Annotated in this window: 20 protein-coding genes; 4 read left to right on the top strand and 16 right to left on the bottom strand. The window is 71.4% G+C overall.

Features of this window, described 5'->3' with window-relative positions; all coding sequences use genetic code 11:
• The 5 genes from GXW71_RS05770 to GXW71_RS05790 all read right to left on the bottom strand — a co-directional run bounded on the left by GXW71_RS05770 (position 1) and on the right by GXW71_RS05790 (position 5,799).
• Complete coding sequence (locus GXW71_RS05770; protein ID WP_211851456.1) at positions 1-1,458, bottom strand: tetratricopeptide repeat protein; 1,458 nt, start codon at positions 1,456-1,458, stop codon at positions 1-3.
• Positions 1,448-2,527 carry a DUF2252 family protein gene (locus tag GXW71_RS05775; protein ID WP_211851457.1) on the bottom strand — a complete coding sequence of 360 codons (1,080 nt, stop codon included), beginning with the start codon at positions 2,525-2,527 and terminating at the stop codon, positions 1,448-1,450. Before GXW71_RS05775 ends, GXW71_RS05770 begins: the two co-directional genes overlap by 11 nt.
• Positions 2,528-2,752: 225 nt before the next feature.
• Entirely contained in the window at positions 2,753-3,562 is an 810-nt protein-coding gene (locus GXW71_RS05780) for a glucose 1-dehydrogenase (protein WP_211851458.1), read from the bottom strand.
• Positions 3,555-4,007: a MarR family winged helix-turn-helix transcriptional regulator gene (locus GXW71_RS05785; protein ID WP_246526313.1), complete on the bottom strand. Its 453-nt coding sequence runs from the start codon at positions 4,005-4,007 to the stop codon at positions 3,555-3,557. Before GXW71_RS05785 ends, GXW71_RS05780 begins: the two co-directional genes overlap by 8 nt.
• Before the next feature lie 175 nt (positions 4,008-4,182).
• Positions 4,183-5,799 carry a hypothetical protein gene (locus GXW71_RS05790; RefSeq protein ID WP_211851459.1) on the bottom strand — a complete coding sequence of 539 codons (1,617 nt, stop codon included), beginning with the start codon at positions 5,797-5,799 and terminating at the stop codon, positions 4,183-4,185.
• A 212-nt stretch (positions 5,800-6,011) separates the two neighbouring features.
• Here GXW71_RS05790 and GXW71_RS05795 point away from each other — a divergent pair, with 212 nt between their 5' ends.
• Complete coding sequence (locus GXW71_RS05795) at positions 6,012-6,497, top strand: GNAT family N-acetyltransferase (protein ID WP_211851460.1); 486 nt, start codon at positions 6,012-6,014, stop codon at positions 6,495-6,497.
• Between the two features lie 16 nt (positions 6,498-6,513).
• Here the strand turns inward: GXW71_RS05795 and GXW71_RS05800 are convergent, their stop codons facing one another.
• From GXW71_RS05800 to GXW71_RS05820, 5 genes are all read right to left on the bottom strand, one after another.
• Complete coding sequence (locus GXW71_RS05800) at positions 6,514-7,419, bottom strand: LysR family transcriptional regulator (RefSeq protein WP_211851461.1); 906 nt, start codon at positions 7,417-7,419, stop codon at positions 6,514-6,516.
• A gap of 88 nt (positions 7,420-7,507) precedes the next feature.
• Positions 7,508-8,749 carry an NAD(P)/FAD-dependent oxidoreductase gene (locus GXW71_RS05805; protein WP_211851462.1) on the bottom strand — a complete coding sequence of 414 codons (1,242 nt, stop codon included), beginning with the start codon at positions 8,747-8,749 and terminating at the stop codon, positions 7,508-7,510.
• A 33-nt stretch (positions 8,750-8,782) separates the two neighbouring features.
• Positions 8,783-10,888 carry a hydantoinase/oxoprolinase family protein gene (locus GXW71_RS05810; protein ID WP_211851463.1) on the bottom strand — a complete coding sequence of 702 codons (2,106 nt, stop codon included), beginning with the start codon at positions 10,886-10,888 and terminating at the stop codon, positions 8,783-8,785.
• Positions 10,885-12,696, bottom strand: coding sequence for a hydantoinase B/oxoprolinase family protein (locus GXW71_RS05815; RefSeq protein WP_211851464.1), 1,812 nt, complete (start codon positions 12,694-12,696; stop codon positions 10,885-10,887). The genes GXW71_RS05810 and GXW71_RS05815 overlap by 4 nt, the downstream gene beginning before the upstream one ends.
• 181 nt (positions 12,697-12,877) lie before the next feature.
• On the bottom strand, positions 12,878-13,822 hold the full coding sequence (locus GXW71_RS05820) for a response regulator (RefSeq protein ID WP_211851465.1): 945 nt from the start codon (positions 13,820-13,822) through the stop codon (positions 12,878-12,880).
• Between the two features lie 231 nt (positions 13,823-14,053).
• Between GXW71_RS05820 and GXW71_RS05825 the strand changes: the two genes are divergently transcribed.
• Both GXW71_RS05825 and GXW71_RS05830 read left to right on the top strand, forming a co-directional pair.
• Complete coding sequence (locus GXW71_RS05825; protein ID WP_211851466.1) at positions 14,054-14,764, top strand: DUF433 domain-containing protein; 711 nt, start codon at positions 14,054-14,056, stop codon at positions 14,762-14,764.
• A complete protein-coding gene (locus GXW71_RS05830; protein WP_211851467.1) occupies positions 14,761-15,156 on the top strand; it encodes a PIN-like domain-containing protein in 396 nt (131 codons plus the stop codon). Before GXW71_RS05825 ends, GXW71_RS05830 begins: the two co-directional genes overlap by 4 nt.
• Before the next feature lie 44 nt (positions 15,157-15,200).
• Here GXW71_RS05830 and GXW71_RS05835 read toward each other — a convergent pair whose 3' ends face one another.
• The 4 genes from GXW71_RS05835 to GXW71_RS05850 form a co-directional block, all read right to left on the bottom strand.
• Positions 15,201-17,729: an ATP-binding protein gene (locus tag GXW71_RS05835; protein WP_211851468.1), complete on the bottom strand. Its 2,529-nt coding sequence runs from the start codon at positions 17,727-17,729 to the stop codon at positions 15,201-15,203.
• Positions 17,730-17,740: 11 nt separating this feature from the next.
• Positions 17,741-18,685, bottom strand: a complete 945-nt coding sequence (locus tag GXW71_RS05840) for a response regulator (protein WP_211851469.1) — start codon at positions 18,683-18,685, stop codon at positions 17,741-17,743.
• A gap of 171 nt (positions 18,686-18,856) precedes the next feature.
• On the bottom strand, positions 18,857-20,299 hold the full coding sequence (locus GXW71_RS05845) for a terminase large subunit domain-containing protein (RefSeq protein ID WP_211851470.1): 1,443 nt from the start codon (positions 20,297-20,299) through the stop codon (positions 18,857-18,859).
• Positions 20,296-20,757: a terminase small subunit gene (locus tag GXW71_RS05850; protein WP_211851471.1), complete on the bottom strand. Its 462-nt coding sequence runs from the start codon at positions 20,755-20,757 to the stop codon at positions 20,296-20,298. The genes GXW71_RS05845 and GXW71_RS05850 overlap by 4 nt, the downstream gene beginning before the upstream one ends.
• Positions 20,758-21,090: 333 nt before the next feature.
• Here GXW71_RS05850 and nhaA point away from each other — a divergent pair, with 333 nt between their 5' ends.
• Positions 21,091-22,290 carry a Na+/H+ antiporter NhaA gene (gene nhaA / locus GXW71_RS05855; RefSeq protein ID WP_408901988.1) on the top strand — a complete coding sequence of 400 codons (1,200 nt, stop codon included), beginning with the start codon at positions 21,091-21,093 and terminating at the stop codon, positions 22,288-22,290.
• 115 nt (positions 22,291-22,405) lie between these two features.
• Here the strand turns inward: nhaA and GXW71_RS05860 are convergent, their stop codons facing one another.
• A complete protein-coding gene (locus GXW71_RS05860) occupies positions 22,406-22,882 on the bottom strand; it encodes a DUF2269 family protein (protein WP_211851473.1) in 477 nt (158 codons plus the stop codon).
• Positions 22,879-24,165 (bottom strand): SDR family oxidoreductase, encoded by a 1,287-nt coding sequence (locus tag GXW71_RS05865; protein ID WP_211851474.1) that lies wholly within the window; start codon positions 24,163-24,165, stop codon positions 22,879-22,881. The genes GXW71_RS05860 and GXW71_RS05865 overlap by 4 nt, the downstream gene beginning before the upstream one ends.
• Positions 24,166-24,434: the final 269 nt, after the last annotated feature.

A 24,434-nucleotide genomic window follows, 5' to 3' on the forward strand; every position in this document is an offset into this window, starting at 1 on the left:
CTACTCCCCGAATATCATCGCGAACGTCACTGCGGCGCGGGGGTTGAGCCGTCCGGCCGCCGCGATGTCGGCCGCGGCGCCCGCCGCATCGCCCGCCCGGTCGCGGACCCGCGCGCGTGCCAGCAGCGCCAACTCGTCCTCCGCGTCGCGCCTGAGCGCCTCCTCGGCGTCGGCGAGCGCCGGCGCGGCATCGCCGCGGCCGAGGCGCATCATCGCCCGCGCCGCATGCGGCCAGGCATTCGCCGCCGGCGCGAGCTCGGCCGCGCGATCGCAATCCGCCATGCCGGCCTCATCGCCCGCGCGCAGGCGTAGGACGCAGCGGAGGCCAAGGCCCCGCGGCTGCGCCGGGTTGCGCGCCAGCGCCTGGTCCAGGTCGCTCGAGGCTTGTCCGGAATCGCCGCGCAGCAGATGCGCGACGGCGCGGTCGACCAGCAGCAGCGCATCCGCCGGCCGCAGCCAGATTGCCGTGTCGAGATCCGCGAGCGCCGGATCGAAGCGACCCTGACGGAGATGGACGGCGCCGCGATGGCGCAAGGCCCAGACGCTATCGGGCGCCAGGCGCAGCGCCTCGTCGAGATCCGCGAGCGCCTGATCGTCATCGCGCCGCTGGTGGTGCAGCGCACCCCGGCTCGTGAGCGCGAAGGCGTTCCCCGGCTCCTGCGTGAGCGAGGCGTCGAGGTCGGCCAATGCCAGGTCGAACCGGCCCGCGCGGCGATGCACCTCGCCACGGCTCCGGAGCGCGAAGGGATCGTCCGGCCGCAGGCTGAGGGAGGCGTCGAGGTCGGCGAGCGCGGCGCGGAAGCGGCCCTGCCGCATATGCACCTCTCCGCGCGTCGCCAGCGCAAGGGCATCGCCGGGGTCGAGCAGGAGCGCCGCATCGAGATCGACGCGCGCCGCATCGAGGTGGCCCTGCACGCGGTGCACGTCGCCGCGGCCGATGAGGGCGATGACATTCTCAGGCTCCAGCCGGAGCGCGGCATCGAAATCGGTGAGGCTGGCCTCGAACCGACCAGCCACGCGATGCGCCTCGCCGCGATGCGCGAGAGCGGTGGCATTCTGCGGCTCCAGCCGCAGCGCGGCGGTGTAGTCGGCGATCGCCTGATCGAGCCAGCCCCGCAGGACATAGGCGTCGCCGCGTCCGAGCAGCGGCTCGACATTGCCCGGGTCGATCACGATGGCGGCGCTGAAGTCGCCGACCGCGGCGGCGTCGTCGCCTCGGGCCACATGGGCATTGGCCCGGTTGGTGAAGGCGATGGCCCGGTTCACCCGCCGCTCGCGGTCACCGCGCGCGAGGATGGCGGTGCAGCCGCGGATGCTGCGTTCGGGATCCGCCTGCTGCGCGCAATCCGCCCAGTCGGGATCGAGCGGCTGCGCGGTCGCGGGCGCGCCGGCCAGCAGCAGCAGGCCGAGCGCCGCGGCCGTGGCGCGGGCAGGCCGGCGCGTGGCGTCAGCGACCATGCCGTGCGAATTCCTTGTGCTCCCCGGCCACCTGTTCCGCCACCGCCTCGGCCGCCTCGCGCAGCCAGGCGGCGTCGCGGTTGCGCAGATCCTCCTCCAGCCCGGGCAGCCGGCGCCGGTCATCGGCGTGGCAGGCCGCGATCTCCCGCCCCATCAGCGCCAGCATCTCCCGCGACAGCAGCAGCTTCAGATCCACCTCGTCCTTCACCTCGATCTTGCGGCTGTTCGGCGACAGGCGGCGCACCAGGATGTCGTCGAGGACACGGTATTGCGGATCGGTCGCGCGGTGGCGGCCGGCGGCGATCTCGCCGGTGCGGATCGCGGTGCCGCGCCGCGCATGGCACCGCGACCAGGCCGAGAGCAGCAGCGCCTTCGCCTCCCGCACCGCCGGCCCGCCGAGCCAGGTGCCATGGGCCACGAAGCGCGGCCGCCCGAGGCTGCCGGTGCCGGCCTGGCGCGGCGCGATGGTCAGCACCATGTCGGGATCGGGCATCGCGGCGCGCAGCGCGTTGCGGTAGCGCCGCCGCGCCCGCTGCGGCTCCAGCGCCTCGAGATCGCTCCAGAACTTCGCCCGCTTCGCCTCGGGCAGCACCACCGCCTCGCGCAGCCAGGCATGGTCGCGCTCCAGCACCACGGGGGCGGGATGGGCGAGGCCTTCCGCATAGCCGTCGCGGAGCGCTGCGCAGATCGCATCGGCGGTGGGGGCGCCGTCGCCGCGGGCCAGCAGGGCACTGACCGCGAGGCGGAGGATGTCGAGCGGCCAGGGCATGATCGCGGCGTCGTCGAAGTCGTTGGCGCCCCAGATCAGCCGCCCCTCGATATCGCGCCAGGTGCCGAAATTCTCCAGATGCGTGTCGCCGATCGAGAGCACCCGCGGCGCCTCGGCGATCTCCGGGCGGATCTCCAGGATGGTCTCCGCCCAGCGCCAATAGGTCGCGCGCAGGAAGGGGAAGGCGCCCTTGCGCATCTTGCGGTGCTTCTCCTCGAGGTCGGCCTCCACGAGGTCTTCCCCGAGCTGCGTCCGCATCCAGTTCTCATAGGCGCGGGCCGAGGCCCGGATCGATGTCATGACATGTTCCCATGAGCCGCGTCGCGGCAGGTCGGGCGGAAGCGTAACGCTTTGGCAACGCTACCTGTTCGCGCGCCGCCGGGGAATCCCGATCCATGTAACGGAACAGTGCGGGGATGCTTCATGCTCCTGACCGTGAAGATCGTGGGCGTCGCCGAGGAAGGTCAATCCTCGGACATGCACAAACGGACCGGCCAGACTGCGAAGGAGCGGGTCCCCGGCGGATCACCCCGCCAGGAAGCCGCCATCGGTGCAGAGGATGTGGCCCACGACGTAGCCCGCCTCCTCCGACAGCAGCCAGCAGACCGCGGCCGCGACCTCCTCCGGGTGGCCCATGCGGCGGAGCGGCAGCCCGGCCGCGACCTGGCGCATGTCGGCGATGCCGGAGGCCAGCATCATCTCCGTCACCACCCGCCCCGGCGCCACCGCGTTGATGCGCACGCCCTGCGGCGCATATTCCATCGCGGCCGAGCGGGTCAGCGCGATGGCCGCCGCCTTGGACGCGGCATAGAGCGCCAGGCCCGGATTGGGGTTGCGCAACCCGCTGACGCTGGTGTTGTTCACGACCGCGCCGCCGCCGCCCGCCAGCAGCGCGGGGATCTGATGGCGCAGGCAATGGGCGAGGGCCCGCACATTGGTGTCGAACACCTGTGCATAGACCGCGTCCGTCTGCTCGGCGATCGGGGCGCGGCGCTCCTGGAAGCCCGCATTGTTGAAGACCGCGTCCAGCCGCCCGAAGCGCTGCAGCGTGGCCGCGACCAGCCGCCCGACCTCCGCATCCCGCGTCACGTCGGTCGCGACGAACAGGGCTTCGGCCCCCGCCGCGCGCAGCGCCGCCGCCGCGGCCTCCCCCGCTGCCTGGCGCCGGCCGGCGATGACGACGGCGGCGGCCCCTTCCTGCGCCATCCGGATCGCGGCTGCGCGCCCGATGCCGCTGGCACCGCCGGTCACCAGGCAGATCTTCCCCGCCAGCCTGCCGTTCGGCCGCGATACCGGCACCGGACCGGCGAGGTCCGTGAGCGCGACCTCAACCATCCGCCCGACTCGCCGCGAGCGCGCCGGCATAGGCAGCGAGGCTGTCGGCGAGGCCGCCGCGCGCCTGCGGGCGCATCCGCGCCAACGCCGCCGCGACCTGGTCCCGCGCGAAGGCGTCGATGCGGGCGAGGGTCGCCCGGCCCCGCGGCGTCAAGGACAGCAGCTTGGCGCGCCCGTCCTGCTCGCTGACACCCTCCCGCAGCTCGCCGGCCTCCACGAGCTTGCGCAGCATCCGGCTGACGCTGGATTTCTCGAGGAGCAGGACCTCGCAGAGTTCGGTCGCCGTCATCGCGCCGCGGCCTCCTATCTCGACCAGGGCATGCACGGCCGAAGGCGGCAGATCGGTGCCCGCCAGGGTCGGCCGCAGGAAGCCGAGCTCCCGCACCAGCCGGCGGGAGGCATCGCGGATGCGGCCGATCTCGGCGTCGCCCCTGCGTGGCGTCATGAGCGGGTGCGGCCATATGGTTGTATGATGCAACCATATCCCGCGCTTCCAGGCCGCGCAAGCGCCGGGGTGAAGCCCGTCGGCGCGCCCCATACCAACGGACCGGTCGCTTGACCGGTCCGAGGCCGCGAATGCGGCCCGCCGGTAGTCCGGCGTCACGCCGGAGGCGCTGGTATCAGTTGCGCGCGAGATAGGCGCGCGCGGTCGCGATCTCCGCGCGCTCCGAGTCGGCCTGCGCGGCGATCTCCAGCAGCAGGCGGTAGGCGTCGCGCGCCGCCGCGGCATCGCCGGCCAGCTCGGCCGCCCGCGCGGTGCCGTGGACGGCACGGAAGCGGCGCGGTTCCGTCTGCTGCACGGCCAGGTATTCGCGCTGCGCCGCCGCGTGCTGCCCGGCTTCCAGCAGCGCCTCCGCCAGCAGCTCGCGCACCGGGGCCAGCGGGCCCGGCGTGATGACATGCTTCTCCGTGCGTCCTTCCCGCTCCGCGGCGGCGCGCAGCGCGGCGAGGCCCTCCTCCCGCTGGCCGCCGGCGAAGGTGGCCCAGGCCGCGGCTGCCTGGCGCTGGATGTCGACCTGCTCCGCCCAATAGGCGTCGCGCCCCTGCAGCGCCGCGGCGATGCGCGTCAGCGCCTCGATATCCGCCGCACTCTCCTGCGGCCGGCCGGCGCGGGCGAGGCCGAGGGCGCGCGCGAAATAGGTCAGCGCATCGGCATAGGGGAAGCTGGTCTCCCCCGGGGACAGCGCCGCCGCTTCCGTCCAGGCCCCGCGCTCCAGCACGTAGCGCGCGGGCATGGCGGCCATCGCGAAGGCATGCGCGTTGCGCGGCGGGGCTTCGGCGCGGGCGCGGCCGGCATCGTCGATGGTGCGCCGTGCCGCCCGGTCCTGCCCCATCTGGAGGTAGGCATAGACCATGTAGTCGAGCGCATGCAGTTCGCCATCCGGGTCGCCGGCCGTGATCGCGCGGTCGGCCGAGCGGCGGTTGGTCTCGACCGATGATTCCCACCGCCCGACGCGGGTGAAGATGTGGGACGGCATGTGCAGCGCATGCGGCGCATCGGCGGCCAGGCCGGCATAGCGCTCGGCGGCGCGGATGCCGCGCGCGGCGAGCGGCGGATAGTCGTAGAGGTGGATCAGGTAGTGGACGATGCCGGGATGCTCCGGCTGGCGCTGCCATTCGCGTTCCAGGATCTCCGCGCCGCGAAGCTGGTCCGCATAGGTCTTGTCGCCGGGCGAGGCGGCGACGCCGAGGATCAGCGCGTACTGGATCGCCGCCTCGGTATCGTCGGGGTAGCGCTGGTGCAGCTGCGCCATGGCGTCGCGATAGGCGGCGAGGCGCGTGCGGTGCTGCGCCAGGTCGTCGCCGGCGAAGACCAGCGCCAGCGCCTCGACATAGGCCGCCTCCCGCGCGTTGCGCGGGCCGAGGCGCTGCGCCTCCTCCAGCAGAGCGCGCCCGGCACGGAGATTGGCCGGTGCCGGCGGGCTGTAGGGGTTGGTGAGCAGGCTCAGCGCCTCGCCCCAATGGGTCATGGTGCAGCCGGGATCGGCGCGGCGCGCCTCACGGAAGGCCTCGCCCGAGGCCTGGTACCAGAAGGAATGCTGCAGCAGCATGCCGCGGTCGAAGGTGGCCTGCGCCTGTGCGTCGCAGGCGACCGGGAAGCTGACGCGGCCGAGGACGGCAGCGGGCGCGTGGTCCGCATGCCCCGCATGGCCGGCGCCCTGGCTGCGGGCGGCATGGGGCGTGAGCGTGAGGAGCAGGGCGCAGGCAAGACTCGCGGTGGCGCGATGGTCGACCATGGGCTTCCTCCCTGAGTCGGTCCTTGCCGGCGAAGCGTGCGCTCGGTTTCCTGCAGGGCAAGGCCGATGCGCCAGGATACCCAAGGCCGGGGTCGGGAACCCATGCGCGCTCGGGGCATGCCATGGCCGGCGGGAATGGCTGCGGCGCCGCTTGCCGGGCGCGCGGGCCTCGGATACCCCCGGTGCACCCCAGGGATGGCGGAGCGTGCGATATGCTGACGGTGCAGGAGGAAAGCCCCCGGCAGGAGGCGGTGGCGGCGCTGCTGCGGCAATCCGATGCGCTGGCGGCGGCGCTCTATCCCGGCGAGTACCGCCGGCCGCTGAACCCGGAGACCCTGGCCGCGCCCGGCATCCGCGTCTTCGTCGCCCGCACCGCCGAAGGTGCGGCCGCCGGATGCTGCGCCTTGTTCGAGGATGGGAAGGGAGGTGCTGAGCTGAAGCGCATGATCGTCGATGCCGCCTGCCGGCAGCGCGGCGTCGGCGGCGCCCTGCTGCGCGCCGTGGAAGCGGCGGCCGTTGCGCATGGCATCCACGTGATCCGCATGGAGGTCGGCATCCGCAACACCGACGGCCAGGCGCTCTATCGCCGCGCCGGCTATGCCGAGCGCGGGCCCTTCGGGCGCTATGCGCCGTCCCCGATCAGCCTGTTCTTCGAGAAGCGGCTGGCCGCGGAAGGCGATCCGCCCCAAGCCACCTGACCGCGATCCGCTCTCATCAGGGCAGCTTATGCGCGACTGCATAGGCCCGTGCCACCTCGACCGCCATTTTGGCGAGCGTCGGCATCAGCGTGGCGGCGGGTGCCGCGCGGCAGGTCGCGGTGAGCCGGATCGGCGGCATCTCCAGCCCCGCATCGATGAGCTGCAGCCCCCCGTTGGCGAGCGCCGGCCGCATCACCGCCTCGGGGATCACGCAGATGCCGATGCCGTCGACCGCCATGCGGATGATGGTGGCGATCGAAGCGCTGACATGGATCCGCGGCGTCCGCTGCGTCCGTTCCCGCAGCACCTGCTGCAACTGGTGATAATTGGGCGTGTTCCGCGGATAGGTGATGAAGGCCTGACGCGCCAACACCTCCGCGGGCACGGGACCCTGCCCGAGGCCGAGCCGGGGGCTGCAGGCGAAAGCGTGCTGGAACGGATGCAGTTCGAGGTCGATGAAGTCGGGCTCGGCGATCGGCCCGGCGAAAAGGCCGAGGTCGAGTTCCTGACGCAGCAGGCCGCCCTTCATGCGGGTCGTCAGGTCCACCTCGATGTCGAAGGTCACCGAGGGATGCGCGCGGCTGACACGTTCGATGAAGTCGGGCAGCCAGGTCTGGGCGATGGTCTCGGAGACGCCGAGCCGCACCAGGCCGCTGAAGCTGGCGGGAGCCGCGACGGCGTTCAGCATCTCCGTCCGCATCTGCAGCAGCCGGTCGGCATGCTCCAGCAGCACCTTGCCCTTGGCGGTCAGGATCGCCGCGCGGCGGGTGCGCTCCAGCAGCTTGCCGCCCAATTCGAGCTCGAGCGCCGCGATCCGCTGGGAGACGGCGGGCTGGGTGGTGTAGAGCCGTTCGGCCGCGCGCTGGAAGCTGCGCAGCGTCGCCACCCAGTAGAAGACCTCCAGGCTGCGGAACTCGACCAAGCGACTCGCCCTCTGCTGCCGCGCGCTTCGGAAGCGCGGCAGGATGCCCGGCTGGAAACCGTCACCGCAATGCCACGGGCGCCGGGCTTCAAAACCGCGCCGGTGCGTAGGGCGTGGGGTCCAGGAAGGGCGCCGCGCCGGTGATCATGTCGGCGAGCAGCCGGCCGGTGGTGGGGCCGAGCGTCAGCCCCTGATGCGCATGGCCGAAGGCGGCCCAGAGACCCTGCTGCGCCGGGATCGGGCCGATGATCGGCAGCATGTCCGGCGTGCAGGGGCGGGTGCCCATCCAGGGCTTGTCCTCCACCCGCTCGGCCAGCGGCAGCAGCCCGCGCGCGACGGGTTCGGCGCGCTCGAGCTGGATCGGGCTCGGGTCCGCGTCCTCGCGCGCGAATTCGGCGCCGGTGGTCAGCCTGATGCCGGCCCGCATCGGCGCCAGCAGGAAGCCGCTGTCGACATCGATGAAGGGGGTGTGCAGCACCGCATTGCCCTGCAGCGTATAGTGCATGTGGTAGCCGCGCTTGCCGAAGGTCGGCGGCGCATAGCCCAACGACCTGGTGATGCGGGCGGAGGCGGCGCCGAGCGCGATGACGGCGCTTTCCGCCTCCACCGGGCCGTCGGCGGTCTGCACCCGCCAGCCCGATCCGGCCCGCGCGAGCGTCGCGGCATCGCCGGTCGCGAGGGTGCCGCCCTCGCCCGTGAACATCCCGGCATAGGCGAGGGTGAGCGCATGCGGATCGCTGACCGAGAGCGGATCGGTCCAGTGGATGGCGCCGGCGCGCGTCACCAGCAGATGCGGCTCCGCGGCCGCCAGCGCGCGGCCGTCCAGCAGGCGGTGGTTGATGCCGTAGTCCCGCTGCGCGGCTTCGGCCTGTGCCGCCGCCGCTTCCAGCGCCTTGGCCGTGCCGTAGAGGCGCATCCAGCCGATCGGCCGCAGCAGCGCCATCGCGTCGGCGTTGCGCGCCAGCGCCAGGTGCTCGTCGACGCAGGTGGCGATCAGGCGCGAATAAGCGAGCACGGCGCGCAGGTAGCGCTCCGGCTCCGAATTCCACCAGTAGCGCAGCAGCGGTGAGACGAAGCCGGGCAGTGCCAGCGGGTGGTAATGGACGTCGATCGCCTGGTTGCGCGCGATCCGCATGAGCTCCCCGAGCGCGCGCGGGAAGGGGTGGGGATAGACCGCCTCGCGCTGGATCAGCCCGCCATTGCCGAAGGAAGCGCCTTCGCCCGGGCCCTGGCGGTCGACCAGCACCACATCGCAGCCGCGCCGACGCAGATGCAGGGCCACCGAGACGCCGACCATCCCGGCACCCAGCACCATCACGGAACGCGGCATCCAGTCCTTCCTTGTTCGGCCGCCGCGATCCTTCTACGCGGCGATGCCGGTGTCGATGGTGATATTGCCATGCGGATCGAGGCGCGCGGTCATGCCCGGCGGCACCACGCAGGTGCAGTCATATTCCTCGATCACCACCGGCCCCTGCCTGTCGCGCCCGACGAGGTGGCCGCGGCCCAGGATTGGCGTCGGCAGCCAGCCATGCTCCGGGCCGAAATAGGCCTGGCGCTCCCCGGGTGCGGCGGTCGCGGCCGCCATGCCGCCGCCGGTGTCGCGCAAGGTATCGAGCTCGCCGGTCGCCGCGAGGTTGAGGCTGACGAGCTCCACCGGCTCGCCCGGGCCGGCGCGATGGCCATAGGTGCGCTCATGCTCGTCGCCGAAGGCCTGGTCGAGCCGCGCCGAGGTCGCCTCGGTCACCGGGCCTTCCGGCATCGGCACCGAGAGCTCATAGGCCTGGCCCTTGTAGTGCAGCTTGGCAAAGCGGCGGAGATGGATCTGGTCGGGGCGGAAGCCGTCCGCCGCCAGCTTCTCCCGCGCCTGGTCCTCCAGCGCCTGCCAGGCGGCGACGAGGCCCGGCAGGTCGAGCGCCGTGGTGCGCTGCCGGTAGGTTCGGGAGAGGTGGTACTCCACATCCGAATAGAGCAGCCCGACCGCGGAGAAGACCCCGGCCGAGGGCGGCACGATGACGCGGCGGATGCCGAGCGCCCGCGCCATGCCGGCCGCGAAGAGCGGGCCGTTGCCGCCGAAGGCGACGAGCGCGAATTCCCGCGGGTCGCGCCCGCGCTCGGAGGACACCGCCTTGATCGCGCGGATCATGTTGGCGGCCGCGACGAGATGCGCGCCATGGGCCGCGCGCTCCACCGGGAGGCCGAGCGGCGCCGCGATCTTCTCCGCCAGCACGGCACGCGACTTCTCGGCGTGCAGCTTGACGGCGCCGCCGGCGAGCTCCGTCGGATTGATGTAGCCGAGCACGACATTGGCGTCGGTCACGGTGGGCTCGGTGCCGCCGAGGTCGTAGCAGACCGGGCCCGGAAAGGCGCCGGCGCTCAGCGGCCCCACCTGCGGCGCGCCGCCGGCATCGATCGCGATGATGGAGCCGCCGCCGGCGCCGACCTCCGCGAGGTCGATCGCCGGCACCTTCAGCACATAGCCGGCGCCCGACATCAGCCGGGACCCGATCATGATGCCACCGCCGACGGAGTATTCCTCGGCCCGCGTCACCTCGCCATTCTCGACCAGCGCCGCCTTGGCGGTGGTGCCGCCCATGTCGAAGGAGATCACCTTGTCGAAGCCGGCGCGGCGGGCGAGTGCGCGGGCGCCGATCACGCCGGCGGCGGGGCCGGATTCGATGATGTGCACCGGCATCTCGGCCGCCACCTCGGCCGGCGTCAGCCCGCCATTCGACTGCATGAGCAACAGGGGCGCGGTGATGCCGACGCCCTTCAGATCCGCGGTCAGCGACTTCAGGTACCGTCCGACCACCGGCTTGACGTAGGAGTTGATGACGGTGGTCGAGGTGCGCTCGTATTCCTTGATCTCGGGCAGCACCTCCGAGCTGATCGAGAGCACCATCTCCGGCGCGCGCCTGCGGATGATGTCGCGGATCATCCGCTCATGCGCGTCGTTGACATAGGCATGCAGCAGGCAGACCGAGATCGCCTCCACCTTCTCCGCCAGCAGCCGGTCCAGTGCCGCCTCGACCTCGGCGGGATCGAGCGGCCGCACGATCTTGCCCTTGGCGTCGACCCGCTCATCGACCTCCAGGCGCAGGCTGCGCTCGACCAGCGCCGGCGGCTTCTCCCAGAGCAGGTCATAGAGCCTGGGCATGCGCAGCAGCCGCAGCTCCAGCACGTCGCGGAAGCCCTTGGTGGTGATCAGCCCGGTGCGCGCGCCCTTCAGCTCCAGGATCGCGTTGGAGGCGACGGTGGTGCCGTGCAGCAACTCCGCCACATCGGCGCCGCCGAGCGCGTTCTCGCCGAAGGCCGCCGCCAGCCCTTCGCCGATGGCGCGGGCATAGTTGTCGACGGTCGAGGCGACCTTCTTGGTGATGATGCCGCCCCGGGCATCCATGATGCTGATGTCGGTGAAGGTGCCGCCGATATCGACGCCGATGCGGACCTTGGTCTTCTGCGTGCTCATGCCTGTCTCTCCGGCCACTCGACGGCCTGCTTTGGCGTCTCGCGCAGCGCATAGGGCGTCTCCTGCCAGCCGCGGGCGGTGCGGATGCGGCCGCGCAGCGCCTCGGTGGCGGGCAGGTCGACCGAACGTCCATCCGCGGTCAGGACCACGCCGTAGAGCTCGCGCGCGGAGGCCGCGCTGACGAAGTCGTTCCAGACATCCTTCAGCACGCGCGCCGGTTCGCGCTCCAGCGGGTCGCCCCAGCCGCCGCCGGCCGCGGTCTCGTGCACGAAGAGATCGCCGCGGCGGAGCTGGCCGTAGAACTTGGCCGGATAGACTTCCGGCGCACCGCCGGCACGCGTCAGGACGTTCATGGAGGCGCCGCCGGGATAGCCGCCGTAGAGGCCATAGGGCCGGATGTCGCGCCGGTCCGAGCGGATGGAGATCACCGCCTCCTCGCCGAGGAAGCGGTAGGCGCGGCGATAGGGCGCGCCGCCGCGGAACTGGCCGGCGCCGCCGCGGTCGCCCAGCAGCTCGTAGCATTCGACGAAGAGCGGCTGCTCCGCCTCGATCACCTCGCTCGACTGCCCCGCCATGTTGGCGAACATGTGCGAATTGCCGTCGAGCCCGTCGGCGAAGGCGCGCCCGCCCCAGGCGCAGCAGGTGAAGTCGCAGAAGATGTAGGGCTTCCGCTCCGCGTCGTAGCCGCCGATCGAGATGTTGGTGTTGCCGCCGTCGCCCGCCGCGGTGACCTTGCCGGGGACCATCTGCGCCAGCGCGCCGAAGACGGTGTCGACCATGCGGAAGCCGGTGAGGCCGCGCGCGGCGACCGAGGCCGGGTGCACGCAGTTCACGATGGTGCCGGCGGGCGCCACCACCTCGATCGCGCGGAAGGCGCCTTCGTTGTTGGGGATCCGGTCCTCCATCACCGAGAGCACGCCGCAATAGGAAGCGGATTTGGTGAAGGAGAGCGTCGCGTTCAGCGCGCCCCGCACCTGGGGGGAGGAGCCGGTCCAGTCGAACAGGATGCGGTCCCCGGTCTTGTGCACGGCGACCTTGAGCCGGATCGGCTTGCCGACATCGATGCCGTCATCGTCGAGGAAATCCTCGAAGGTGAAGGTGCCGTCCGGCAGCTTCGCGATCTCGGCGCGCGCCATGCGCTCGGAATGGTCGAGCATCGCATCCGTGAGCCGCTGCACCTTGGCGATGCCGTAGGAGCGGCAGAGATCGGTGAAGGCCACCTCCGCGACATGGCAGGCAGCGAGCTGCGCGCGGATGTCGCCGGCCACCATGTCGGGCACCCGGACATTCGTCAGAAGCAGCTCGAAGAAGGTCTCGTTGCGGTGCCCGGCATCGTAGATGCGCATCGGGGGGATGCGCACGCCTTCCTGGTAGATCTCGATCGAATCCGGCGCGTTCGACCCCGCGACGCGGCCGCCGACATCGGTGTGGTGGGAGATGGTGCCGGCGAAGGCGACCAGCTCGCCGTCGACGAAGATCGGCTTGAAGATGAAGATGTCCGGCAGGTGCATGCCGCCATGGAAGGGATCGTTCAGGGCATAGACGTCGCCCGGCCGGATCGCGCCCTCGAAGCGGGCGAGCACGGCGGCGAGCGCGGTCGGCATGGAGCCGAGATGCGCCGGCAGCGAGAAGCCCTGGGCGATCATCCGGCCGCGCCCGTCGAAGAAGGCGGTCGAGTAGTCGAGGTTGTCGCGGAGCACGGTGGAATAGGTCGTGCGGTGCACGGTCAGCGCCATCTCGTCGGCGACGGAAAGCAGCGAGTTGCGGAACAGCTCGAACTCGAAGGGATCGAAGGAGGCTGTCGTCATCGGCGGGGCTCCAAGGGGATGGGCGCGTGGCCGATGGCAGGGTCGGCGGAGACGGGCGGCTCTGTCCAATCCTCAGGGGCGAAGCTGACGCATAAGCGTTGCTTATGGTGGGGTGACCGGTTCCGAGGCAGCAAGGCGGGTCCTCGGGCAGTCGAGTGCCCGGGACAGGCGGAACGGCCCGCTACTTTGTATCGAGTTCGATGCGACGCTTCAGCAGCCAGCTATTCGCCTCGACCGTGGCGCGGCGGGCCACGCGGTCATCGCGCGCCTGCCGCGCCTTCGCGTCCAGCGTCTCCGCGGCGGCCGCGAGCCTGGCCTGCAGGGCCTGGGCGGAGGCGCCGAGCCGGATGCGCAGCTTCTCCCCGGCCGCATCGCCCGCGCCGCGCAGCTTGCGCTCCGCCACCAGCTTCATGCTGGCGACGCAGACGGAGACCAGGGTCACCACCTCCGTCTGGTGTGGCGCGCCCGCCTCCGGCTGCTGTTCGACCAGGCGCAGCACGTCATGCGCGAAGCCCGCGATGTCGCTTACCAACGGATAGCCGAGGGCGCCGCTCTGCTTCCTCACGACGTGCAGGTGCTGCAGCAGGGTCTCGATCTGCGCCTTGAGCAGCGGACCGCCGCCCAGAAGCGTGGTGGCGGCCGCCTCCAGCAGCGCGATCTCCTGCGGCAGCCGGGCCTCGTAGCTTTCCGCGAGGCTGGCCAGCGCGTCGTCGCCCAGCCGCGGCGGCGCCATGCCGAGCGCGCTCGCGACATGGCCGGTCAAGGCCTTCGGCAGCACCGGCTTCAGCAGCCAGGCCGCGGCCTTGAGCTGCTGCGCCTCCCAGGCATCACGCTGGTCGCGGCTGGCGGTGAGGATGATGACGGGGATGGCGGCACCGTCGGGCCGGGCGCGCAGCCGGCGCAGGAAGGTCATGCCGTCCATCGGCGCCGCCTGGCAGTCGCAGAGCACCAGGTCGATCCGCCGCTGCGACAGGAGGTCGAGCGCGTCCTGGCCATTCCCGGTCTGCAGGATCTCCTTGCAGCCGGCCTCGCGCAGGATGGTGCGCACGGCGGCGCGCATGGCCGGGTCGCCATCCAGCATCAGGATGGTGACCCGCGAGAAGCCGGTGGTGTGGTCCGACGACATGCGTTCCCTCGGCGGCGTCGTTCTCCCGGCGCCGGTGAACGCCCATCCTCCGTGTGTTGTCTTAAGGCCGGTTTAGCGCCCGCGCGAGCTCGCTTAATGGCAACTTAGCGGGACCGGGGCGGGTGCATCGAAGATCCTGCATGCCGGATGCGGGAGGCTTCCCGCCAACACCCGGAGCCCGGCCCGTCCGGATTCCATCCGGGCCGAATCTACTCTAGACTATTGGGACCGATGAACCACATTCGCGAACCATGGCTGCCTCTGGTGCCGCTCGGGGTGGGATACTACACCGCACCCGAGGCCGGCAGGCTGCTGCACATCCCGGCCCGGAACATCAATCGCTGGCTTGGCGGCTACCGCTTCTCGAGCAAGGGCCATGATGTGGACATGCTTCCGCTGTGGCAACCGCAGCTGCCGCGGGCGGAGAAGCACCTCGAACTCGGTTTCCGCGACCTGATCGAATTGCGTTTCGTGAAGGCGTTTCTGGATGCCGGCCTCAGCCTGCTGACGATTCGTCGCTGCCTCGAACGTGCACGCGAGTATCTGCGCAGCGATCATCCCTTCTCGACGCAGCAATTCCGCACGGACGGCCGCACCATCTTCCTGGAGAGCATGTCCGAGACCGCACCAAGCGAGCTCCTCGACCTCAAGAAGCGGCAATACGTCATCAAGCCAGCCATCGAGCGCACCTTCAGGGACCTCGATATCGAAGCGGACAGCGTGGCCAGATGGCGTCCGTTCCGCGGCAAGGCTTCGATCGTGATCGACCCGAACCGCTCCTTCGGGCAGCCGGTCGCCACGAAATACGGAGTTCCGACCGTTGTTCTCGCGGATGCCCTGGAGGCCGAAGGCAGCCCGGATCGGGTAGCCAGGCTATACGACCTGCCGGTGAGCGTCGTTCAGGACGCGATCGCCTTCGAACGCTCCCTTGCCACGGCGTGAAGGTCTTTTTCGATCATAACCTCTCACCGGCGCTCGCCCGCGCTCTCCACGAGCTTTTCAAGCCGCAGCACGAGGTGGTCGCACTGCGGGACAAGTTTCCCGCGACGATCAGTGACCTGGATTGGATCACGGCTTTGAGCCGGGATGGCCAGTGGGTCGTTATCTCGGGAGATCGGCGCATTACCCGCAATCGTGCCGAATATCAGGCGTTCGGGAACTCCCGACTGATCGGAATGTTCCTGTCGAAGGGTCTGCAGAAAGCACCGGTCGTCAAGCAAGCTGAACGTCTTCTGGCGCTCTGGAGCACTATCGAGACCGTGGCGGGCACGGTCACCGGCGGAGCGATGTTTGAGCTGCCGATGGCATCCAATCGGCTGTCGCAGATCAAGTAGGCACGGGATCGGCTGAAGATGCTCGCCGGGTGACGGGGCGCGATCTAACCCTGCAACCCCGCGAGGATGTCGTCCACCTCCTCGATCACCTCGGCGCTCACCACCGGCGCCGGCAAGGTGGCGGCCGGCGCGGCGGTGCCGCGGGCGAAGGCATGGACGCCCAGCAGGCGCTCGATCGTCCGGTGCAGCTCCCGCCGGTTGATCGGCTTGCTGACATAGCCGTTCATCCCCGCCGCCATGTAGCGCTCCCGGTCGCCGGACATGGCATTGGCGGTCAGCGCGATGATCGGGACCTGCGCCGCCGGGCCCTCCATCCCGCGGATGCGCATGGTCGCGGTCGGGCCGTCCATGCCCGGCATCATCACATCCATCAGGATCAGGTCGAAGGCCTGCCGCCGCACTGCCAGCACCGCATCCACGCCGTTGAAGGCGAAGCTCACCCGGTGCCCGTCCGGCTGCAGGAAATTGGCGATCACCACGCGGTTGATCTCGTCATCCTCCGCCACCAGGATCGACAGCTCCCGCTTCGGCCCGGCCGGGATCTCCGCGGCATCCTCCTCGCCCGCTGCCGGCAGATCGACGACCGGCAGGGACAGCCGGATGGTGAACTCGCTGCCCTCGTCGACCTGGCTCCAGACCGCGATGTCGCCGCCCATCATCCGGGTCAGCTCGCGCGAGATGGAGAGGCCGAGCCCGCTGCCGCCGAACCGCCGGGTGGAGGAGGCATCGGCCTGGGTGAAGCGGGTGAAGAGATGGGCGAGCGCCTCCGGGGCGATGCCGATGCCCTGGTCCCGGACCGCGATGCGCAGGCGCGCCTGGCCCGCCGCCTCCGGGTCCGGCTCGCTGTCCAGCGTGATGGTGATCTCGCCGTTCTCGCTGAACTTCACCGCGTTGGACAGCAGGTTCACCAGCACCTGGCGCAGCCGCGTCGGGTCGACCAGCACCGGCGGCGGCTCGGCGCGGAGGATCACCTGCAGGTCGATGCCCTTGGCCGCGGCGCTGCCGCGCAGCAGTTGCGCGACGTCGCCCACCAGCTCCTGCACCCGGCAGGGCAGCGGCTCCAGCACGATCTTGCCGGCTTCGAGCTTGGAATAGTCCAGGATGTCGTTCAGCACCGTCAGCAGCGCATTGGCCGAACGGGTGATGATCTCGCACATCTCGCGCTGCTTGTCGGTCAGGCCGGAATGGCGCAGCACCTGCACCATGCCCACCACGCCGTTCATCGGCGTGCGGATCTCGTGGCTCATATTGGCCAGGAAGTCGGATTTGGCGCGGCTCGCGGCCTCGGCCGCGGCGCGCGCCTCCGCCTGCGCCGCGGCCATGGCGTGCTGCGCCGTCACGTCCGCGCAGGTCAGCAGCGTGCCGCCATCCGGCAGCGGCAGGATCTGGGTCTCGATCGCGGTGCCATCGGCGCGGAGCCTCTCCTGTGGCGCCGGCGCCGCCGCTTCGGGGCCGGTGCCCAGCCGCGCCAGCACCTCGGCCATGGGCGCGCCCGGCCGATCGAGAGGATGCGGCAGGCGAAGCAGTTCTCGTGCCCGCCGGTTCAGGACCTGCACGCGGCCGTCGGGGCCGGCCATCACCACGCCGAGCGTCATGCGATCCAGCGTGATCCGCAGCGCCTGGCGCGATCGCGTCAGATACTCGGACTGGCGGAGCAGCATCATGCCGGTCAGCACCAGCATCAGGGTCGCCGCCGTGCCGGCGGCGACCGAGCGCCACAGCTCCGCGCGGAAGGCGGCGAAGGCCTGGTCCAGGTCCAGGCCGACGATGACGGCCAGCGGATAGCTCGGCACCACCCGGAAGCTGTACAGCCGCGCCACGCCGTCGAAGACACCGTCGACCCGCAGGTTGCCTTCGGTCCGGGAGGCGATGAGCTGCAGCGCCCGATCCGGCAGCCTGGCGCCGAGCAGGCCTTCCTCGGCGGGCGCGCGGGCGCGGATGATGCCATCGGTGCCGGCCAGCGTCACGCTGCTCCGGCCGGTGCGGAGCGAATCGTAGAAGCGCGCGAGATAGGCGGGGTCGAGCGCCAGCAGCACCACGCCGTCGAACCGCCCGGCGGCGTCGCGGAGCGGCCTGGTGACCTGCACCGTCCAGCGCCGGCTGACCCGGCCGAGCACCGGCTCGCTGATGAACAGCCGGTCCTCGCCGGTGTTGAGGTGCGCCTGGAAATAGGAGCGGTCGGACAGGTCGATCGCCGGCGCCTGGCGCTGCAGGCTGGAGGCGCGCAGCCGGCCGTCGGCGCCGACGATCACGATCTGCACCGCGAGCCCGTCCGCCGGCCGATAGGCGGCCGCCCAGTCGAACAGGTCGAAGCGCGTGGGGTCGCGGGCGTAGCTGACCTGGATGAAGCGCAGCACCTGGTCCGTCGCTTCCACCGTCCGGACGATGTTCTGTTCCAGGCTGCGCGCCAGGTTCGCCGCATCGCGCTCCGCCGCGGCGTCGGTATGGCGGTGCATCACCGAGAGATGCAGCCAGATCCCGGCCCAGAGCAGGGCGATGGTGCCGGCCAGCAGGCCGAGGCCGAAGCGGTGGTTGGCCAGGATGCGCAGCGGCACGGCGAGCTTCGGCATCATGGCGCCCCTGTCTACTTGGTGTCGAGCTCGATGCGGCGCTTCAGCATCCAGCCATTCGCCTCGGCTTCGGCCAGGCGCGTCGCGCGGTCGTCGCGCGCCCGCCGCGCTTCCGCGTCCAGCGTGTCCGCCACGGCCGCGAGCTTGGCCTGCAGGGCGCCGGCGAAGGCACCGAGCTGACCGCGCAGCTTCTCCCCGGCGACGCCACCCTCGCCGCGCAGCTTGCGCTCCGCGACAAGCTTCATGCTGGCGACGCAGACGGAGACCAGCTTCACCACCTCTTCCTGATGCGGCGCGCCCGCTTCCGGGCGGTGCAGCACCAGGCGCAACACGTCATGCGCATGGGCGGCGATGTCGCTCAGCAGCGGATAGCCCAGCGTGCCGCCCTGGCCCTTCACGATGTGCAGGCGGTGCAGCAGGCCCTGGAGCTGGGCTTCGAGCAGCGTGCCCCCGGCCAGGAGCTTGGTCGCGGTCGCCTCGAGCAGCGCAATCTCCTGCGGCAGCCGGGCTTCGTAGCTTTCCGCAAGGCTCGCCAGCGCGTCGTCGCGCAGCCGCGGCGGCGCCATGCCGAGGGCGCTGGCGACATGGCCGGCCAGGGCCTGCGGCAGCACCGGCTTCACCAGCCAGGCCGCGGCCTTGAGCTGCTGCGCCTCCCAGGCGTCGCGCTGGTCGCGGCTGGCGGTGAGCATGATGACGGGGATGTCGGCGCCGTCGGGCCGGTCGCGCAGCCGGCGCAGGAAGGTCATGCCGTCCATCGCCGCCATCTGGCAGTCGCAGAGCACCAGGTCGATCCGCCGCTGCGACAGGATGTCCAGCGCGTCGTGGCCGTTCCCGGTCTGCACGATGTCCTTGCAGCCGGCCTCGCGCAGGATGGTGCGCACGACGGCGCGCATCGCCGGATCGTCGTCCAGCATCAGGATGGTGACCAGCGAAAAGCCGGTGGCGTAGTTGGACGACATGCGGTCCCTTGGCGGCGTTGCCCTGGTGGCGGCAGTGGAAGCTGCATCTTCCGCGAGTCTGCTTAAGGGCGGTTTAGCGTTTGCGAGAGTTTACTTAACGGGGCTTTAGCGCGGGGGCGTGCGGGAGGATCCGCGCGCTGCCGGCGGAGGCCGTGCGGGCGGTCGCGCCCCTCAATACACCCTGAGGTTCCGCCGCACCGGCGCGCCGCCGCGCGTGCCGCGGCGCAGCACCGCCGCGAAGCGCTCCATCATCAGCGCGTAGCGGACGGCGGCCAGCACGTCGTCCTGCTCCTTCACCAGCCGCCCATCCTTGCGGTGATAGCCGCGCATCTCCTCGAGCAGGTCGGTCAGGTGGGAGAAGACCTTGAGCCGCCCGCTTTCCAGCCGGTCGATCACGTCGGCGACGGAAGCCTCCAGCCCATAGCCGCCATCCGAGAAGGTCGCGTGCTCCCACAGCATGTTCAGCCCGTGCTGGCGATAGAGCTCGGCATAGGTCGTCGCACTCTGCCGGTCATGCGCGGCGGCGTCGTGCGGCCAGGCGACCGGCACCTCCGCACCCCAGGGCTTCAGCGCCTGCGCGTGCTGCGCGATGGTCTGGCGCGACGCCGACAGCGTGTGCGTCACATAGGCCGCGTCCGCATCGCGGTCGAAGGCGAGCTGCGCCGCGCCGAAGGGATGATCGAAGCCGAGGTCGATGCCGATGATGCGCGGCCAATGCGCGGGGATCGCGAAGGCCGGCACCACGAAGGCGCTCTCCGGCACCGTGAAGACCGCGCCACTGCCGAGCATCGGGATGCCGCGGGTCCGCGCCTCCCGCTCATGCGCGGGGTAGCTCGCGATGATGCGGGCGCGCTGGGCCGCATCGATATGCTCGGCATCCTCGATCGCCATGCGCACCAGGAAGCGATCGGGCGTGCCCGGGCGCGGATGGAACAGGCGCACCACGTCCGACATGCCCTCGAGCGGCGTGAAGGTGGTCCAGACCAGGCCGCCGGTCGCGTTGGTCCGCGTCAGCGCCTCGCTGTAGAGATCGGCCGGCGGCTCCTCGTCCATCCAGACCCAGTCGAGCGTCTCCGCCTGCCACTTCGACCGCTTCTCCGCATAGCTCTTGAAGGTCACCTGGGAGGTGCCGCCGCTCGCATGCTCGACGAAGACGGTGTCGAGCGCGTCGGCGACGCCGCGCGCGGCGGCGGCGCCGCGGATGCGCGCCTTCGGGATCATGCCGGTGCCGAAGGCCTCGGCGCGGCCGCAGAGCACGCGCTGCGCGGCGTCGCGCGTCAGCTCCTGCGTGACGCCCGCCGCCCAGCCGACGGTCGGCTGCGCGAAGCGGCGGCCCTTCCACCAGGCGGGGTAGTCGCCGGTCAGGTGGAAGGCCGCCTCCGCCCCCGCGGTCCAGGTCTTGCCGACCTGGTTGCCGGCCATCAGCAGGCGCTCGCGAAACGCCGCCCCCGCCTCGTGGAAGGCCGCCTGCTTGGGATAGGGGCGATAGAGCTGCAGCTTCGTCTCATCCAGGCGCTGCTGCACATGCTGGCGCAGCGCATCGCGGGCGGCGGGATCGGCGAGCACCGCCGCGACCGCCGCCGGCAGCCTGGCCGAGAGCCGCCCCCGCGTCACGCTGCCACCCCAGCTTCCTCGGCCAGCAGGTCGCGCAGCGCCAGCAGGCTCTGCGCGTCGAGGCAGGCGAGCGGGTTGTCGGGCCGCGCCTCCGCGCGCTGCCCGAACATGCCGAGCTCCTTGCCCATCAGCTCCAGCGCGCGGAGCTGGGCCATGAGGTTGCCCTGGCCGCGCGCCTCCGTCAGCGCGTCGGAGAGGCCGCGCAGCACCGTCTCCCGCGTCGGCAGCGGGCCGGGGGCGAGGGTAATGGCGGGGCCTGATGGCGCCTCCGGGGCGGGCATGGCGGCGCGCAGCGCCTCGATGCGCGCCGCGACTTCTGGCCGCGTGGCGAGGCGGCGGGCGGTGGTGGCGGCCGAGGCCGGCGCGTAGCCGGCATCGATCGCCGCCTGGGCCTGGCTGCGCCCTTCGGCGAGGGCACGGGCGAAGGCATCGTGCTGGGGGTTGCTGAGCGGCTCCATGGGCCTGTCCGGGTCCGTTCCTGCTGCCGCGCATGTGGCGGGCTGTGTCGTCACCTCCCGCTGTCCAGAGCCGGGCCCGCCCTGTCCAGCATCCGATGCGCGGAGGCGCCGGACGCAAGGCCGTGATCACCATCGGAGGCTGGCGGCGGCCGGGTTGCCTGCCCGGGCGACGGATGCGATAGGAAAGCCGGGTGTTCGGTCCGCATGATGCGGCCGGGCAGGTGCATGCGTTGGTCGGGCCGCCAACCGTGGGAGACCTGCGCCCATGATCCCGTTTCCGTGCCCACCCTCCCATCCTCGTCAGCATCGCCGGCCGCGGCGCGGATGAGCACCATGCGCAAGCTCATCCGTCCGCTCTCGACGCTCCGCAGCTTCCTCGACAGCGAGGCGGCGGGCGGCCTGACCTTGATGGCGGCGGCGGCGCTGGCGCTGGTGGTCGCCAATTCCGCACTGGCGCCGCGCTACGCGGCCGCGCTGCACGCCTATCTCGGCCCGATGAGCGTCGCCCACTGGATCAACGATGGCCTGATGGCGGTGTTCTTCCTGCTGGTCGGCCTCGAGATCAAGCGGGAGATGCTGGATGGCCAGCTCTCCTCCTGGTCCAACCGCATGCTGCCCGGCATCGCGGCAGCGGGCGGCATGGCGGTGCCGGCGGCGATCTACCTCGCCTTCAATGCGGGCTCGCCGGAGACGCTGCGCGGCTGGGCGATCCCGACCGCGACCGACATCGCCTTTGCCCTCGGGGTCCTGTCGCTGCTCGGGCCGCGGGTGCCGACCTCGCTCAAGGTGTTCCTGGCCGCGCTCGCGATCATCGACGACCTCGGTGCCGTGGTGATCATCGCGCTGTTCTACACGGGCGACATCTCCATGACCGATCTCGGCCTCGCCGCCGCGACCTTCGGCGTGCTGGTCGCGATGAACCGGCTGCGGGTCGGGCGGCTCTGGCCCTATCTCCTCATCGGCGCGGTGCTGTGGGTCTTCGTGCTCCGCTCGGGCGTGCATGCGACGATCGCCGGCGTGCTGCTGGCGCTGACCATCCCGCTGCGCCCGACGCCGGGGCGGCCGGACGATACCGAGCATTCCCTGCTGCACGTGCTGGAACACGTGCTGCACAAGCCGGTCGCCTTCATCGTGGTGCCGGTCTTCGGCTTCGCCAATGCCGGCGTCTCCTTCGCCGGCATCGGCTGGACGGCCCTGACGGAGCCGCTGACCCTCGGCATCGGGATCGGGCTGCTGGCGGGCAAGCTCCTCGGCGTCTTCGGCGCGGCGGCGCTGGCGATCCGCCTCGGCCTCGCTTCCATGCCCTTCCGCGCGACCTGGACGCATCTGATCGGCATCGCGCTGCTCTGCGGCATCGGCTTCACCATGAGCCTGTTCATCGGGCTGCTCGCCTTCGCCGGCAATGAGCGCCTGCAGGAGGAGGTGAAGATCGGCATCCTCTGCGGGTCGCTGCTGGCGGGGCTGCTCGGCTGGCTGGTGCTGCGCATCGCGCCGCCGCCGCAGGAGGTGCGGCGCTCGGGCGCCAGAGCGTGATGACTTGAGGCGGAATCGCCGAAAAGTCTGAATCACGCGATCAAACAAAGCGCTAGAGCGTGATGACTTGAGGCGGAATCGCCGAAAAGTCTGAATCACGCGATCAAACAAAGTGCTAAAGCGTGATCGCCGGACGCGCGATCATCAGCCACAGGATCGCCATCACCGCCGCGAAGGCGGGAAAGCCGAAGGCGAACCACCAGCGGAACAGGCGGTGATAGGCGGCGGGCAGGGGCTGCCCCGCCGCGACGGCGGCGCGCGCCAGGTCGCGCATCCGCGCCTGCATCCAGACGACCGGCAGCCAGAAGGCGCCGGTGACGAGATAGAGCGCGACCGAGAGCAGGATCCAGCCCTCGGTCAGCGCATAGCCCGCTTCCCATGCCAGCAGGATGCCGGTGACGGGCTGCGCCACGACCGCGGTCGCGGTGAAGACGAGATCCGCGATGACGACGATGCGCGCCACGCCCGCGACCACCACCGCATTCCCGGTGCGGTGCGCAAGCAGCATGAAGAAGGCGATTCCCGCGCCGGTGCCGAACAGCACCGTCGCGCCGATCACATGCAGGAACTTGAGCAGGAGATAGGCGGTCACCGGTCCTCCAGCGTGGCGAGGGCCACCAGGTGCAGCATCAGGATCGGCGCCACCTTCAGGAGCGGCCCGAGCGGATCGGCCCAGAGCCGCGGCAGGATCAGCGTGCCCGCCACGAGATAGGCGACCGAGAGCGCGAGCGCCGCGAGAAGCGCCGGGCGCGCGCTGCGCCGGTGCAGCAGCGCCGCGCCGATCGCGAGGTCGGCGATCCCGCCGGCGATCACGGAGGCGCCGCTGAGCGCACCGGCGCCGCCTTCGCGCATCAGCGCCTCCCCCATCGCGTAGCCGGGGCCGAGCGAGATCACGCCGGTGAGCATCCAGAACAGCGCCAGCACCACGATCAGCAGCGGCTTCAGCAGGTAGAGCCGCGCGAACCAGCGTTCCTGGACGGACGCCGGCTCGGCCGCGAGCGCGGCGTCGAGCGATCGCGGGACGATGCCGATCAGGCGCGTCCATGCGGCGGGATCGCCTTCCGCGCCGCGCACCATCTCCCGCCGCGCGGTCGAGCGGATCGGCGGCCGCCAGCCGAGCACGCCCGCGAGGTCGCCGAGCCTGTAGGCCAGCCGCATCAGCCCCGGCGACACGCCGATGCTCCGCGCCGGGCGCCGGTCGAGCCAGCGGCGATAGCGCGCCACCACCGCCTCGAAGCTGAGCGCCTCCGGCCCCGCCAGCGCCATCGCGACGCGCGATGGCGCGCCGGGGCGCAGCAGGCGCGCGACGGTCTCCGCGACGTCGTCGAGCTGCACGGGCTGGATGCGGCCGGCGTCCGCGATCCGCGGCAGGACCGGCAGGCTCGCGAGGCCGCGGAACAAGGCGCTGCCGCCATAGGCCGCGCGGCCGAGGACGACGGAAGGGCGCAGGATGACCCAGTCCAGGTCGCGCGCCATCAGCGCCGCCTCCGCCGCGCGCTTGGTGGCGGAGAAGGGGGAGAGGCTCTCCTTCTCCGCGCCGAGGGCGGAGACATGGATGACGCGGCGGATGCCCATGGCCTCGCAGGCGGTGAAGAGCGCGACCGGCGCGTCGCGATGCACCGCGGCGGTCGCATCCCGCCCGCTGTCCTGCAGCACGCCCGCGCAATTGACGACGGCATCGATGCCGTCGAGCAGCGGAAGCCAATCCTCCGGCCGCAGCATGGCGCGGAGATCGCGCCTGACCCAGCCGGCCCCTGCCGCGCCGGCCGGCGCCGCCCCGCGCGCGAGGAGGCGAAGGCGCAGGCCCTCTGCCTGGAGCCTGGCCAGGACGGCCGTGCCGATGAGACCGGTCGCCCCGATCAGTAGAACATGCACGCGGACCCTCCCGGGCTGGAGCAGATCCGGTTCAAGCGGAATCGCCGGCAGGGGGGAAGAGGCCCCGCCCTGGGTGGGGACGCCGGCCCGGCCCCGCCGGGCGGGCAGGCGTCCCCCCTTTAGGGGGCAAAGCGGCAAAGCAGTAAAACCGGGCCTGGCAAAGCAATCCCGGCGGCAAAGCGGCAAAGCTCGGGAAAATCCTGCAAGATCAATACTGTGCCGCTTTGCCGCCCCGACCCGGCAAAGCGGGCAAAGCCAGCTTTGCCGCT

Origin of the sequence: Plastoroseomonas hellenica (assembly GCF_018129085.1) — a bacterium.
Classification (GTDB): domain Bacteria; phylum Pseudomonadota; class Alphaproteobacteria; order Acetobacterales; family Acetobacteraceae; genus Plastoroseomonas; species Plastoroseomonas hellenica.